Genomic DNA, 13,157 nt, shown 5'->3' on the forward strand with positions numbered 1-13,157 from the left:
ATTTTGATAGAATCGTTCAGGTTTTCTGATACCAAACGGTCGTTCACCCATGAAAGCGCTCGATCTGGATGTCCTTTCGATGATCGTCGCCGTCGCCGATACCGGCAACATCAGCCGGGCGGCGGAGCTCGTTCATCGCTCGCAATCGGCGGTGAGCATGCAGATCAAGACGCTGGAAACCGCGCTCGGCAAGCCGCTTTTCGTACGCAAGCCGCGCAGCGTGGTGCCGACGCAGGACGGCGAGGTGCTGCTCACCTACGCGCGCCGCATGATCGCGCTGCGCGACGAGGCGTGGGCGGCGGTGGTGCGGCCGGACGTGACCGGGCGCGTGGTGATCGGCGTGCCGGACGATTACGCGTCGTCGCTGTTTCCGCCGATCCTCAAGAAATTCTCGGCGACGTATCCGAAGGTCGAGATTCAGGTGGTCGGCCTGCCGAGCCTCGCGCTCGCGCCGATGGTGAAGGACGGCACGGTCGATCTCGTCTGCGCGACGCGCGTGAAGGGCTTGTCCGGCGAATTCCTGCGCCACGAGCCGATGGTCTGGGCCGCGGCGCCCGGCGCCACCGAAATCTGGAAAGAGCGGCCCTTGCCGATCGCGGTGTTCCTGCCGGGCAGCGTCGCCCGCGAGAATGCGATCCGGAGTCTCGAGCGCGCGCGCATCGGCTATCGCACGTCGTATGAAAGCCCGAGCCTGCTCGGTCTGCTGACGATGGCCGAAGCGGGCCTCGCCGTGACGCCGCTCGCGAAATGCGCGGTGCCCGCGCACTTCACGCTGCTCGGGCCGGCGCAAGGTCTGCCCGAGATCGGCACGCTCGAAGTGGTGCTCGCGCGCAGCGCGGCGTCCAGACGCCCGCCTTGCGACTTCCTCGCCGAGCGCATCATGGCCGAACTGCGGCGCTGATCTCCCGCTCTATTGCACGGATGCGGCGCGAGGTCCACGCGCGCAGCATGCCGTTCGATGCCACCATCGGCAACGATGCCGCCATGATGCGATACACGTCGTTGCGCCGCACTTTCGAGATCCGGCCGGGATCGAGCCACGCATCGTTACGCGCGAGCAGCACGAGTGTGTCGAGGCCGATCATGATCGGCCAGAGACAGGCGAGTCGCAGACGAACGGCGCTCGATGGAATTGCGAGCGTGTAATCGACCGCGTCCTGAAAGAGTGCGAGCGACGTGCGCAGCAATTCGAACAGCACGGGCCGCGCACGCGCCGACGACTCCGGCCGCAACACATCCTGCGGCGTCAGCCCGTGACGCGCGAGCATCGATTCGGGCAGATAGCAGCGGCCGATGCGCAGATCGCGCGCGCAATCGCGCAGCACGTTGGTCATCTGCAGCGCCTTGCCGAAGCGCACGCCGAGCGCGAGCATCGTATCGGGCGCGGCCTCGAGCACGCCTGGCATGTGCGCGTAGGTCATCGTCGTCCAGAACTCGCCGACGCAGCCCGCGACGAGATACGTGTAGCGATCGAGTTCTTCGAATTGCCTCAACGCGACGATCTCGCCCGATGTCTCGTCGGGGAACGTGCGCAAATCGAACTCCATGCCGGTGCTGAGCGTCGTGACGATCTCGCGAACCGCGGCCTGATCCTGCGCGCCCAGTTGCGGCAGGATCGCGAGCGCGGCGCTCAGGCTTTCGAGCAGCGCGCGCTCATCCGGCTGCGCCTGCTGTCCCGCGACTTCGCCGGCGATGCGCGCGAGCGCGCCGTCATCGGGCGCGCCATTGACTTGTGCGCGCAGCGAAAGCAGCAATTCCAGACGGCGTTGCGGCGAGATCAGCGATGTATCCGCAATCGTGTCGGCGGCGCGCGCCAGCAGATACGCAAGCCCGATGGGATCGCGCATGCCCCTCGGCAAGATGCGCAGCGTGAGGTAGAACGATCGCGATACGCGCTTCAGAAGCGGGCCCAGCAGAAAGGCCCGAGGCGAATGGTTCATGACTTGGATCGAATGACGGCGGCCGGAAGCGCGATGATCGCGCGCCGCCGCATTGTATCCGTCCGCGTGTCAATGAGGCGTTGCGTGCTTCTTTCGATGCCGCGGATGAGGCTCGATGCGCAGCATGATGCGTTGCGGCGCGCGGGACGCCGACGCCAGCGCGACGGGCCGATCGACCGGTTCGAGGATCACCTGCGCGCTTCCCGCGCGTTGCAGACCGAGTTCGACAGCCGCCGCGAAAGACAGATCGATCATGCGGCCTTTCACGAACGGGCCCCGATCGTTGATGCGCACGACAATCGACTTCGTCTTCGCGAGATTGCTGACGCGCACATACGAGCCGAGCGGCAATGTGCGATGCGCCGCCGTCAACGCGTGCATGTCGTAGCGTTCGCCGCTGGCCGTTCTGCGCCCCTGAAACTTCTTGCTGTAATACGACGCCCAGCCGATATTCGGAACCGTCTTCGTCCGGGCGTTGCGGTAGTCGAGCGGCTCGGCATCGAGGGCGTGGCTTTCCTGAGCGGGCATCGACTCCGCGATGTGAGCGCTTTCGGTGAGGATCGACGCCGAGTCCGCTTCCTTCGACGGGATGTCCGGCTGGTTCGCGCATCCGTTCAATGTGGCGCACGCGCCGGAAGCCGCGATAGCGGCCACGCGCGCCGCCTGCCACTGCATGATGGGTCCGTTGTTCTGCATTAGCGAGTTTCTCCATGAAATGCCGACGCATTTCATCGACTCGCTCACAACGCGCGCCTCGCCTGGAAGTTGACGCGTGCGCCGAAGATATGACCCATCTTTACAGACGAAGCGCCGGCGGCGCACTGCATTCCCTTACGTCCGCGGCCCGTAGTCCAGCTTCGGGTACCAGTCCGTGCCGCGTCCTTCGGGCGTCATGTCGAGCACGGTCCAGAGCGGCATCAGATCAGGCGCGCCGCGCGGATCCTCGCCGGGATCGGCGGTAGCGAAATCCATCTCGCCGCTCCAGAAATGCCGGATCACGCCGTCGCGCCGCGTGAAAACGTTGAGCGCGGGCTCATCGCCGCCTTCTTTCGATATCGCGTGATAGTCGCGGCTGAACGCGCCGTTCGTATCGGAAAACAGCCTGAGATCGCGCCAGCCGCGCTCGGTCTTGAACGCCACCAGCTTCGCGATCGGCGAACGCGCGATCACCGCGAGCGCCACGCGTTGTTCGATGTCGCGCGCCTCGCCCTCCCATGCCGACAGCAGCGACGTGCACATCGGACACGGCCGTTCGCGCTGCGGCCCGAACATGTAGCTGTAGGTGACGAGCGTGTCCTTGTCGCCGAAAAGGCCCGCGAAATCGACCGCGCCGCGTTCGCCTTCGAATCGATAATCGCCTGTCACTTCGCCGCCGGGCGGCAGCGCGCGACGCATCTGCGCGACGCGCTCGATGTGCCGGCGCAATTCGATTTCCTCGGCCAGCAACGCGGTGCGCGCCCGGCGATACTCGGCGCTTTCGTTGGGAAACCTCATCGCGGCGCGCTTCGCGAGTTCATCGGCGGGAACGTGATTCGTGGTCGTGCTCATATCCGATCTCCTGTGGCTCAAGTAGCTCAGTCGCGGTCCGGCGCACCGAGCGGAAACAACGCGCGATACGGCCGCGCCTCCTCGACGGCACGAGCGAACGAGGGCCGCGCGAGCAGGCGCTTGCGATACGCGATCACGTTCGGATACGCGTCCCCGATTCGATGCGACCAGTCGGCATAGAACAGAAACGGCGCGGCGCCGCAATCGGCGAGGCTGAAGGTGTCGCCCGCCGCCCATTCGCGCGTGGCCATTTTGCGATCGAGAAAGGCGTAGGACGTGTCGAGCATCGCGCGGGCATCGGCGACGCCGCGCGCATCGCGCTCGTTCGGATCGCGCATCGCGTTGAACACGATCTTCTGCTGCGGTGTGGACACATAGTTGTCGAAGAAACGATCCATCCAGCGCGTTTCGAGCGCGGCACGCGGATCATCGGGAACGAGGCGCACCGGGCCAGGGTGGAACAGCCCCAGGTGTTCGATGATCACCGTCGATTCGATCACCGGCCGACCGTCATCGACCAGCACGGGAAAGCGCTTCATCGGCCAGATTTCGGCGAGTTCAGCCATGCATTGCGGCGTTTCGGGCGTGAGCGCGCGCCATTCGAAGCGCGTGCCGTTTTCGTACAGCGCCACCAGAACTTTCTGACAATACGAAGAAAATGGGTGTGCATAGAGTTGCAAGCTCATCTGAGAGCCTCCGGATTATCGAGCGGGTTCGGAACGCGGCGATGCGCCTGCGACGATTGCAGCGCCGATATCTGGACGACGAACGGCCACCGCGCCAATCGACAAGGAATCGATATATTTTGTAGTGCGGCGCAGCGTGAGACTTTTGATTTGCTAACGTGCGCGGTTCAGGCAACCGAAGCGCGGCCGGCGGATACATTGTCCGTCGAGCCCGCCGAAAAAAATGAAGCGCGAACACAAAATTAGTATCGTCGTTGCAGACGATCGCCCTGTCGTTTTGTATGGGCTGCAAAGCTGGTTCGAGTCGCACGAGCGGTTTCGGGTCACGGCATGCGTCAAGAGCGCCGATCAATTGCTCGCGAGGCTGCGGACCGCGAGTTACGACCTGATCGTGCTGGGCTGCGGTCTGGAAGGCTGCCATGCGGACGATTTCGCGCTGCTGCGCGAATTGCGCCGGACGTTTCCCGATACGCCCGTCGTCATCTTCACCGACGAAACCGACCCCGACGCGCTCCTCGATATGCAGCGAGCGGGCGCGTCGGGCCTCGTGAGCCCGCGCGAAGAAGCGCGTGCGTTCGAACGCGTGTGCGAGCGGGTGCTCTCCGGCGCGGTGAAAGTCCTCTCGCCGCGCATCGCGAGCTGCGGCGACGCAACCGGCGCCGCGGTCTCATTCGATGCCGCGCCCGACTATGACGGCGTGCGCATGAGCATCAGGCCGTTCAATTCGCGGCTCTGAGTGCAGCGGCGGCGACCGGTGCCGGCGGCTTCACGAGCGCGGGCGCTCATCGCCGGAGCGAGCCTCACGGCGTCGCGCTTTGCCCCATGCGCGCGCGCGTCGCGCCGCAATGCGCGACGAGATTGCGCTGCGTCGCGACGAATTGCTTGAGAGGCGTATCGATGTCGTAGAACCAGATGCTCGCGACAAACCCATACAACGCGCAATCGATGCTCGCGGGCGCAGCGCCGAACATGAACGGCCCGTCGCCGAGCAGGCTCGCCATCGCCTGAAGGCTCGCTATGCCGCGCGCATACGCGGCCTCGGGCTCGTACCGTCCGATGCCCTGATACCGATAGCGCTCGAAGTTGTATTTTCGCGCGCCCTCGAGCGCCTCCCCGCCGATATCCGGATGCTGCTCCAGAAGCGCCGCGCGGAACTGCGGCCAATAGCGGTCGTCGCGCCAGCGCGAATACGACATCACCCAATAGAGATCGTCGAGCGTGCGGCGAATCAGCAGATCGAGGTCGCGCTGCGGGGCGGTGAGCGCGTCGTCGAGCGTCAGCGCGTACTTGCGTTTCAGATGCGCGATGATCGCATCGCTGTCGCCGATGGTTTCATCGTCATCCACGAGATACGGAAGCTGGCCGCGCGGCGCGGCGCTCGTGTCGAGCACATGACGATGCCCGAACGGCAGGCACGCGAGCTTCAGGAACGCGAACACCTTCAACCCGAACGGGTTGTTGTCTTCGAGGCCGAACAACTGAGGATATGAATACAGCGTGATCATCGGCGTCTCCGGGCGTCGCCCTGCAAGGACGCGCCAACTTCGCTACGATTGCCGACTGGCCCCGCAGCTTCCCGTCACGCGGCGCGCGTTTCGGCATTCTCCCGTCACGCGCCGCCACACACGCAAAATACTATGCCCACGCCGCCTCATGCCATCGGTTTTACGCTCGATCCGCTCGATCGCGTGTCGGAAAAGCGCGACGACGAAGCGTTCGTCGCCAGCCTGCGCGACGATCCGTCCACGCGCTTTCTGCTTTTCGTGAACAACGTGCCGCTCTTCAAGCGCATCGACGGGCACGATCCGCTCTTCAGCGCGCAGGAAGCGGCGGCGGCCGGCGCGCCATCGCAAACAGTGTTTCTCGGCCGCGACGCCGAAGCGCGCGCGCTTTTCGCGGCCTCTTTCGACAACGCGACGGAAAGCCTTCCTGAAGTCGAAGCGATCGAGCTGCGCCCCATCGCGATGCAAGGGCTCGTGGCGCCCTGGCTCGTCAGCGCGCTCGGCGAAGCGCGGTCGATGCTCGACTGGCATCGCCGTCACCGATTCTGCGCGAACTGCGGCCAGCCGACCGATTCCGCCGGTGCGGGCTGGCGGCGCATCTGTCCGAATTGCAAGGCGCAGCATTTTCCGCGCGTCGATCCGGTCGTGATCATGCTCGTCACCGATGGAGAACGTTGCCTGCTCGGGCGTCAGCCGCAATTCCTGCCGGGCATGTATTCGGCGCTGGCGGGTTTCATCGAGCCGGGCGAAACCTTCGAGCACGCGGTGTATCGCGAGGTGCTGGAGGAAGCGGGCATCCGCTGCACGGACGTGCGCTATTTCGCGTCGCAGCCGTGGCCGTTTCCGTCGTCGCTGATGATCGGCTGCTTCGCGCGCGCCGCCACCGCCGAGATCATCGTCGACAGGAACGAACTGGAAGACGCGCGCTGGTTCACGCGCAAGGAAGTCGCCGCGATGCTCGACGGCACGCACGAAGCGGGCATGTCGGCGCCCAAGCCGTTCGCGATCGCGCATCATTTGCTGAAGGCGTTCGCGACAGGCGAGCTGGATTGAAAGGCAGCGTCGCGGCGTTCCTTCGGAGATCGGCGCAGAATTCCAGGCTGTGACGCGCGGGCGCGCACCGCATTTCTCAGACACCGGGTGAACGACATGAACATGAAAGGCGGCGTCCATATCTGGCTGATCCGGCATGGCGAAACCGAATGGAGCAAGTCGGGCCAGCACACCGGCACGACCGACATCCCGCTCACCGATGACGGACGCAAGCAGGCAACCGCGCTCGCGCCGGTCCTCGCGTCCCAGACCTTCGATCTCGTGCTGACGAGCCCGATGAACCGCGCGATCGAAACATGCCGCCTCGCGGGTCTCTCCGGTCTCGCGCAGGTCGAACCCGAACTGCACGAGTGGAATTACGGCATTTACGAAGGCCGCACGACGCCGGATATTCGCGAAGAAGTGCCGGACTGGTCGGTGTGGACGTCGCCGATTCCCGAAGGCGAGAGTCTCGCCGATGTCGGCAGGCGCGCGCAGGCGCTCATCGACACGCTGCTCGCAACGAACGCGACGAACATCGCGCTCTTTTCGCACGCGCATTTCTCGCGCGTGTTCGGCGCGCAATGGGCGACCGGCTCGCCCTCGCTCGGCGCGCATCTCGCGATGGACACCGCCGCGATGAGCGTGCTCGGCTTCGAGCGCGACGTGCGCGCGATCATCAAGTGGAATCTTCTGCCGTAGTCAGAGCGTCTCGCGCTCGACCAGCTCGAAGCCAACATCGACGCGCGTTTCCCCGGTCGCGCCGCCCAGCCTGTCGATGAGACAGCGCGCCGCCGTCGCGCCGATGCGCTTGCGGTCCACGCGCACGGTCGTGAGCGCGGGCATCGCGTCGGCGGTGAATTCGAGATCGCCGAAGCCGCACACGGCGATGCGCCCGGGAATGTCGATCGCGAGCCGGCGCGCCTCGGACACGACGCCGAGCGCGAGCAGATCGGAGCTGCAGAAGATCGCATCGACGCCCGCGCGCCTTTCGAGCACGCGCCGCAAGCCTTCCTTGCCGAGGGCGACAGAACTGGGCGGCGGCATCAGTATTTCGGCGACATCGTTCACGCCGTGTTTCTCGAGGGTCTCGACGAAACCGCGCCGCCGCGCGAGCGCGCGCCGGTCGTTCGCGGACACGAGCGCGGGGCGGCGCGTGCCGCGCGCGAGAAAGCGCTCGGCCACCATCACGCCGATGTGCTCATGCGAAAAGCCGACGAGCATGTCGATCGGATCGTCGCTCATGTCCCACGTCTCGACGATCGGAATGCCGAGCTTGCGCAGGCGGTCTCGCAGCGTCGGCGTGTGCGCGACGCCCGTCAGGAACACGCCTTCCGGACGACGGCTCAGCACGGCGTCGAGCAACGCGTCTTCGTCTTCGTCGCTGTAGCCGGACAGGCCGAGCAGCACCTGATAGCCGGCGCGCGCCATCGAATCGCTGAAAACCTGCACCGTTTCGGAGAAGAGCGAGTGCGCGACGGTGGGCACGATCGCCGCGATCAGCCGCGATTTCGCCGATGACAACCCGCCGGCCAGCCGGTTCGGCACGTAGCCCAGTTCCGCGACGGCGTGGCGCACGCGGGCGAGCGTCTCGGGCGCGACGGTGCCGGGCGCGTTGAACACGCGCGAGACGGTGATCGGCGAGACGCCCGCGGATGCCGCCACGTCGGTGATGCGCACGCCTTTCGCGCCTGTGCGCGCGCGGCGCGTGCGTGTGAGGTCCGGTTTGGTCGAGGCCATCTTGGTGTCGGCTTGAGCGGGCTTCGATGGAAACGCAAGGCCCGTACAGTCAGCCGACCGTGCGCCGCTTGCGCCATTCCTCGTAGGCGGCGAGCGTTTCCTCATTCGGCGGATACGTGCCGCGCAGCATCGCGCCGCCTTCCACGCGCGAGGACAGGAATTCCTCCATGATTTCCTGCCCGGTCGCGTCCTTCGCGACGTCCTCGGCCATGTAGCGCGGCACGACCACGACGCCATCCACATCGCCGACGACGATATCGCCCGGATACACCGCCACGCCGCCGCATGCAATCGGCACGTTCATGTCGACCGCGTGATGCTTCGCGAGATTGAGCGGCGCGCTCGCGCCCGCGCAAAAGAGCGGCAGGCCGATATCGCCGATCGTGCCCGAGTCGCGCACGCAGCCGTCCGACACCATGCCCGCGACGCCGCGAACCTTGAGACGCGTCGTGAGGATCGAGCCCGTCGACGCGACGCTGCGCTCGCCGCGGCAATCCTGCACGAGGACGCTGCCCGGCGGCGCGCTTTCGACGGCCTTGCGCTGCGGGTGATCCGGGTCCTGGAACACGCCGACGTGATCGATATCCTCGCGCGCCGGAATATTGCGCAGCGTGAACGCCGGCCCGACCATGTTCGGCGTGCCTTTCGCAGGCTTCACGAGCGGCGCGACGCCTTGCAGGAACACGTTGCGCAGGCCGCGCTTGAAGAGTTGCGTCGTGAGCGTCGCGGTGCTGACGTGGCGCAGCAGCTCGATGGTTTCGTCGGAAATGGCGATATCGGGTGTCGTCATGAGGTTGCGCGTCTCAATGTATGTCGGGGTCGCCGCCGGTCGCGGCTTTCTCTTCGAGGAAATCGAAGTCGCAGCCCTTGTCCGCCTGCGTCACATGCAATTGATGCATCACGCCGAAGCCGCGCTCGAACGGGCGCTTCGGCGGTGTCCACGCGGCCTTGCGCGCGGCGAGCTCGTCATCGGTGACACCGAGATGCAGGCGGCGCGCGGGCAAGTCCAGCTCGACGATGTCGCCGTCCTTCACGAACGCGAGCGGCCCGCCGACGAACGACTCCGGCGCCACATGCAGCACGCATGCGCCGTAGCTCGTGCCGCTCATGCGCGCATCGGATATGCGGACCATGTCGCGCACGCCCGCTTTCAGAAGCTTCTGCGGGATCGGCAACTGGCCCCACTCCGGCATGCCCGGCGCGCCGACCGGCCCGGCGTGCTGAAGCACGATCACCGAATCGGCGGTGATGTCGAGCGCTTCGTCGTCGATGCGCGCGGCCATGTCGGCGTAATCCCTGAACACGACCGCCGGCCCGCGATGCCTGAGCAGGCGCGCCTCCATCGCCGCCGGCTTGATCACGGCGCCGTCCGGCGCGAGATTGCCGGTCAGCACCGCGAGGCCGTCGTTCTGGACCAATGGATGGGTGCGGCGGCGAATCACGTCGTCGTTGAAAATCGCGGCCCCCGCGATGTTCTCGCCGAGCGTCGCGCCATTGACGGTCAGTTGCGAGCCGTCGATCAGATCGCCGAGTTCGGCGAGCAGCGCGCGCAGGCCGCCGGCGTAGAAAAAATCTTCCATCAGATATTTGCCCGCCGGGCGGATGTTGCCGAGCACCGGCGTCACGCGCGCGAGTTCGTCGAAGCGCGCGGTCGTGAGCGGCACGCCCGCGCGCCGCGCGACCGCCACGAGATGCACGATCGCGTTGGTCGAGCCGGACAGCGCGAGCACGGTCGTCACGGCGTTGTCGAAGGAGGCCGGCGTGAGAATGTCGGACGGCTTGAGGTCCGTCCACACCATGTCGACGATGCGCTGCCCCGTCAGCGACGCGTGCTGCGCGTGCCGCGAATCCACCGCGGGAATCGACGCGAAACCGGGCAGCGTCATCCCGAGCGCTTCGGCGGCGCTCGTCATGGTCGATGCCGTGCCCATCGTCATGCAATGGCCCGGCGAGCGCGCTATGCCGCTTTCCACGCCCTTCCACTCGTCCTCGGTGATCGTGCCCGCGCGCAGTTCCGCCCAGTACTTCCACGTATCGGAGCCGCTGCCGAGCGTGCGGCCGTGCCAGTCGCCGCGCAGCATCGGGCCGGCGGGCAGAAAGATCGCGGGAAGGTTCATGCTGATCGCGCCCATCAGAAGGCCGGGCGTGGTCTTGTCGCAGCCGCCCATCAGCACGCAGCCGTCGAACGGATACGAGCGCAACACTTCCTCGGCTTCCATCGCGAGAAAATTGCGGTAGAGCATGGTCGTCGGCTTCTGGAACGGCTCGGCGAGCGTCATCACCGGCATTTCGACGGGAAAGCCGCCCGCCTGCCAGATGCCGCGCTTCACTTCCTCGACGCGCTGCCTGAAGTGCGTGTGGCACGAATTGATTTCGCTCCACGTGTTGAGCACGGCGATAACCGGCTTGCCCATGTAATCGGACGCGTGATAGCCCATCTGCGCCGTGCGCGAGCGGTGGCCGAACGAGCGCAGGTCGTTCGCGCCGTACCAGCGGTGACTGCGCAGGTCTTCCGGCTTCTTGCGATTCAGAGTCAAGCGGCGTCTCCTTGATGGTAGCGCTACCATGCGACGACCAAAAATGGTAACGCTGTCATCCGCGAGCGTCGCTCGGGGTTTGTCCGGGAATTGCGCTACTTGATAGTGAGATGAACCGACGCGATCAGCTCGGACAGTCCGAGCCAAAGAATCTCGACGCCGATGCAGAAGATTACGAACGCGAAGAGGCGCATCGCGACCTGCGTGCCGGCAGTGCCGAGCAGGCGTTCGAGATGCCCGGCGAAGCGCACGCACACATAGATGCTCGCGCACAGGACCACCAGCCCGACGCCGACACCCGCGAGATGCACCGGCTGCAGGCCGTGGCGCGGCGAGCCGGTGCCGAGTGCGATGGCAACCGCGATCGCGCCCGGCCCGACGGTGATCGGCAGCGTCAGCGGATAAAAGGCCTTCGCGCGCAGCGATGCGCCGCTGCGGGGCCTCGGCGCGGCCTCGGAGGCGTCGTCGTCATCGGGCGCCTGCAGCAGGCTCCAGCCCGCCATCGCGACGACCAGACCGCCCGCCACGCGCAACACAGGAATCGAAATGCCGAAGAACGACAGCACGTAGGCGCCGATCGAAAGCGACGCGAGCAGAATCGCGAAACTGTTGATGCAGATGCGCCGCGCAAGCTCGGCGCGATCGTCGTCGCCGATATGCGGCAGCATGCTCAGCACGACGAGCGCCGTCGCCGGCGGATTGATGATCGGGAACAAACCGGCGACGATCACGAGGACCGTCTTGGCGAATTCGTTGAGCATGCGCGTCGTTGTCCGTTCGTCGTTGGCTTGCTGCAAGCCCGGACATTGTGCACGGTAAGTCGAATCGCGTGCGCGGCAATCGACGGTTCAGGCGAACGGCGCCGAAAGAATCAACGCGCATTCGGTGAGAAACGACCCGAGCCCGACGCCGATCAGCACGCGCGCGATGACCGTCCACATGCGGCGATCGACATTGCCCGCGCAGCGCCACGCGAGCGTGCACCACAGCAGATACAACGCCGAGCAGAGGGCGAATACGCCCAGCATGCCGGGCCAGAACCAGACGGTGATCAGCAGGAATGTTTCGGGAGCGACGCCGCTCGTCCAGAGGTCGAGATAGACGAACCACCATGCGAGGTGAATCGGCACGCCCAACAGCCACCAGACTTTCCAGCAACGTTCTTCTCCGCGCCAGGCCTTGCGCAACATGCGTCGTCATGCAGTGGAAAGAGGCACGCATTCTACTCCACGGCGCCTCGCATCCGCGTGCCGTTCACGCCGACAGGCTGCGGCGCTTCGCCTCCATGCGCGTGATGAGACGCTGCAGCACGTTCTCCGCCGCGCCCGAAAGCTGCACGAAACGGAATCCGACGACATAGCGCACATCGCCGCGCGGCGTGGTCCCGGTGCGCGGCGACACGAGTTCGAGATCGACGGGCAATGCCGCGCCGGGGCCGAGATGCAGCACGACATCGTTGAACAGCGTGCCGGTCTCCGTTTGCGCGAGACGCGGCGTGTCCATGCGCAGCGCGATGCCGCCGAGCGACAGATCGTGCACTTCGTAGCGGAACGATTCGCCGTCGCCGAACGCGCCCTTCGCGTAGAACGGATCGAGAATCGGCGTCGGCACGCGGAAGTATTCGCGGCGCTGGAACTGATAGAGCTTCTCGGGAAAGGAGACTTCGAACGCCTGCCGTCCCTCGCAGGTCACGGCATGGGCGGCGTGCGTCGTGAATTCGACGCGCACGCCGTCCGGCGCACCCTTGAAATACAACTGCCGCGCTTCGAGCAGCGCGCGGTTGTCCGATTCCACGCCGCCCCAGTCGAACACGATACGCGCACCGCGCACATCGACTTCCAGCAATTGCGTGACGATCTGCCCTTTCCCGCTCGTGACCGTCAGCATGTCGCGACGCTGCACGAGATTGCGCAGAACAATGGATATTTCGGATGGCGTATGTCGCGCGAAGCGCTCGTGGTCCTCTGCGAGTTTTTCGATGTCGGATGCCTGCGGTAACGGTTCGGCGAGCATGATGGTCCAATCTAGTTATCAGTTTGGGACAGTGAGCGACGACTACCTGATCTGACCATGTTGCCCGAAAAGAAAGTGCTCCAGTCCGTCAGTAACGACTAGGTTTTCACGGTAATTCAGCGTTTTGCAGAGCAGCAAACGCGCTTGCCTTACGTTTTG

The 13,157-nt window shown here is 65.5% G+C and carries 15 protein-coding genes; 4 read left to right on the forward strand and 11 right to left on the reverse strand.

Going from position 1 to position 13,157, the window contains the following annotated elements:
* The first annotated feature begins 49 nt into the window (after positions 1 to 49).
* Positions 50 to 901, forward strand: a complete 852-nt coding sequence (locus tag NCT32_RS23915; RefSeq protein WP_061119173.1) for a LysR substrate-binding domain-containing protein — start codon at positions 50 to 52, stop codon at positions 899 to 901.
* On the opposite strand, the gene NCT32_RS23920 is transcribed toward NCT32_RS23915, so the two are convergent.
* The 4 genes from NCT32_RS23920 to NCT32_RS23935 all read right to left on the reverse strand — a co-directional run bounded on the left by NCT32_RS23920 (position 879) and on the right by NCT32_RS23935 (position 4,174).
* Positions 879 to 1,940 (reverse strand): phytoene/squalene synthase family protein, encoded by a 1,062-nt coding sequence (locus NCT32_RS23920; RefSeq protein WP_061119174.1) that lies wholly within the window; start codon positions 1,938 to 1,940, stop codon positions 879 to 881. The genes NCT32_RS23915 and NCT32_RS23920 overlap by 23 nt on opposite strands.
* A 69-nt stretch (positions 1,941 to 2,009) precedes the next feature.
* Positions 2,010 to 2,636: a septal ring lytic transglycosylase RlpA family protein gene (locus NCT32_RS23925; RefSeq protein ID WP_086961236.1), complete on the reverse strand. Its 627-nt coding sequence runs from the start codon at positions 2,634 to 2,636 to the stop codon at positions 2,010 to 2,012.
* A 135-nt stretch (positions 2,637 to 2,771) separates the two neighbouring features.
* On the reverse strand, positions 2,772 to 3,488 hold the full coding sequence (locus NCT32_RS23930) for a DUF899 family protein (protein ID WP_061119175.1): 717 nt from the start codon (positions 3,486 to 3,488) through the stop codon (positions 2,772 to 2,774).
* A gap of 26 nt (positions 3,489 to 3,514) precedes the next feature.
* Positions 3,515 to 4,174 (reverse strand): glutathione S-transferase family protein, encoded by a 660-nt coding sequence (locus NCT32_RS23935; RefSeq protein WP_061119176.1) that lies wholly within the window; start codon positions 4,172 to 4,174, stop codon positions 3,515 to 3,517.
* A 223-nt stretch (positions 4,175 to 4,397) separates the two neighbouring features.
* Between NCT32_RS23935 and NCT32_RS23940 the strand changes: the two genes are divergently transcribed.
* A complete protein-coding gene (locus tag NCT32_RS23940) occupies positions 4,398 to 4,910 on the forward strand; it encodes a response regulator transcription factor (protein WP_061119177.1) in 513 nt (170 codons plus the stop codon).
* A 64-nt stretch (positions 4,911 to 4,974) separates the two neighbouring features.
* Here the strand turns inward: NCT32_RS23940 and NCT32_RS23945 are convergent, their stop codons facing one another.
* Positions 4,975 to 5,679 (reverse strand): glutathione S-transferase C-terminal domain-containing protein, encoded by a 705-nt coding sequence (locus NCT32_RS23945; protein WP_061119178.1) that lies wholly within the window; start codon positions 5,677 to 5,679, stop codon positions 4,975 to 4,977.
* A 132-nt stretch (positions 5,680 to 5,811) separates the two neighbouring features.
* On the opposite strand from NCT32_RS23945, the gene nudC reads away from it, so the two are divergent.
* Together nudC and NCT32_RS23955 are read left to right on the forward strand one after the other, a co-directional pair.
* Complete coding sequence (nudC, locus tag NCT32_RS23950) at positions 5,812 to 6,729, forward strand: NAD(+) diphosphatase (protein WP_061119179.1); 918 nt, start codon at positions 5,812 to 5,814, stop codon at positions 6,727 to 6,729.
* A 96-nt stretch (positions 6,730 to 6,825) separates the two neighbouring features.
* Entirely contained in the window at positions 6,826 to 7,410 is a 585-nt protein-coding gene (locus NCT32_RS23955) for a histidine phosphatase family protein (RefSeq protein ID WP_061119180.1), read from the forward strand.
* On the opposite strand, the gene NCT32_RS23960 is transcribed toward NCT32_RS23955, so the two are convergent.
* The 6 genes from NCT32_RS23960 to NCT32_RS23985 form a co-directional block, all read right to left on the reverse strand.
* Positions 7,411 to 8,448: a LacI family DNA-binding transcriptional regulator gene (locus NCT32_RS23960; RefSeq protein ID WP_250490594.1), complete on the reverse strand. Its 1,038-nt coding sequence runs from the start codon at positions 8,446 to 8,448 to the stop codon at positions 7,411 to 7,413.
* A 49-nt stretch (positions 8,449 to 8,497) separates the two neighbouring features.
* A complete protein-coding gene (locus NCT32_RS23965; protein ID WP_061119182.1) occupies positions 8,498 to 9,238 on the reverse strand; it encodes a ribonuclease activity regulator RraA in 741 nt (246 codons plus the stop codon).
* 13 nt (positions 9,239 to 9,251) lie between these two features.
* Entirely contained in the window at positions 9,252 to 10,985 is a 1,734-nt protein-coding gene (araD, locus tag NCT32_RS23970) for an L-arabinonate dehydratase (RefSeq protein WP_250477736.1), read from the reverse strand.
* 95 nt (positions 10,986 to 11,080) lie between these two features.
* Positions 11,081 to 11,746 (reverse strand): MarC family protein, encoded by a 666-nt coding sequence (locus tag NCT32_RS23975; RefSeq protein WP_061119267.1) that lies wholly within the window; start codon positions 11,744 to 11,746, stop codon positions 11,081 to 11,083.
* Positions 11,747 to 11,833: 87 nt separating this feature from the next.
* Positions 11,834 to 12,175 carry a hypothetical protein gene (locus NCT32_RS23980; protein WP_061119184.1) on the reverse strand — a complete coding sequence of 114 codons (342 nt, stop codon included), beginning with the start codon at positions 12,173 to 12,175 and terminating at the stop codon, positions 11,834 to 11,836.
* 64 nt (positions 12,176 to 12,239) lie between these two features.
* Positions 12,240 to 12,998, reverse strand: a complete 759-nt coding sequence (locus tag NCT32_RS23985; RefSeq protein WP_250490595.1) for a flagellar brake protein — start codon at positions 12,996 to 12,998, stop codon at positions 12,240 to 12,242.
* Positions 12,999 to 13,157 lie beyond the last annotated feature (159 nt).

Source organism: Caballeronia sp. INML2 (assembly GCF_023631365.1).
Lineage (GTDB): Bacteria > Pseudomonadota > Gammaproteobacteria > Burkholderiales > Burkholderiaceae > Caballeronia > Caballeronia turbans.

Excerpts from the sequence above, each read along its gene's own strand:
- NCT32_RS23915 (WP_061119173.1), top strand. The coding sequence starts at position 50 with ATGAAAGCGCTCGATCTGGATGTCCTTTCGATGATCGTCGCCGTCGCC.
- NCT32_RS23920 (WP_061119174.1), bottom strand. The coding sequence starts at position 1,940 with ATGAACCATTCGCCTCGGGCCTTTCTGCTGGGCCCGCTTCTGAAGCGC.
- NCT32_RS23925 (WP_086961236.1), bottom strand. The coding sequence starts at position 2,636 with ATGCAGAACAACGGACCCATCATGCAGTGGCAGGCGGCGCGCGTGGCC.
- NCT32_RS23930 (WP_061119175.1), bottom strand. The coding sequence starts at position 3,488 with ATGAGCACGACCACGAATCACGTTCCCGCCGATGAACTCGCGAAGCGC.
- NCT32_RS23935 (WP_061119176.1), bottom strand. The coding sequence starts at position 4,174 with ATGAGCTTGCAACTCTATGCACACCCATTTTCTTCGTATTGTCAGAAA.
- NCT32_RS23940 (WP_061119177.1), top strand. The coding sequence starts at position 4,398 with ATGAAGCGCGAACACAAAATTAGTATCGTCGTTGCAGACGATCGCCCT.
- NCT32_RS23945 (WP_061119178.1), bottom strand. The coding sequence starts at position 5,679 with ATGATCACGCTGTATTCATATCCTCAGTTGTTCGGCCTCGAAGACAAC.
- nudC (WP_061119179.1), top strand. The coding sequence starts at position 5,812 with ATGCCCACGCCGCCTCATGCCATCGGTTTTACGCTCGATCCGCTCGAT.
- NCT32_RS23955 (WP_061119180.1), top strand. The coding sequence starts at position 6,826 with ATGAACATGAAAGGCGGCGTCCATATCTGGCTGATCCGGCATGGCGAA.
- NCT32_RS23960 (WP_250490594.1), bottom strand. The coding sequence starts at position 8,448 with ATGGCCTCGACCAAACCGGACCTCACACGCACGCGCCGCGCGCGCACA.
- NCT32_RS23965 (WP_061119182.1), bottom strand. The coding sequence starts at position 9,238 with ATGACGACACCCGATATCGCCATTTCCGACGAAACCATCGAGCTGCTG.
- NCT32_RS23975 (WP_061119267.1), bottom strand. The coding sequence starts at position 11,746 with ATGCTCAACGAATTCGCCAAGACGGTCCTCGTGATCGTCGCCGGTTTG.
- NCT32_RS23980 (WP_061119184.1), bottom strand. The coding sequence starts at position 12,175 with ATGTTGCGCAAGGCCTGGCGCGGAGAAGAACGTTGCTGGAAAGTCTGG.
- NCT32_RS23985 (WP_250490595.1), bottom strand. The coding sequence starts at position 12,998 with ATGCTCGCCGAACCGTTACCGCAGGCATCCGACATCGAAAAACTCGCA.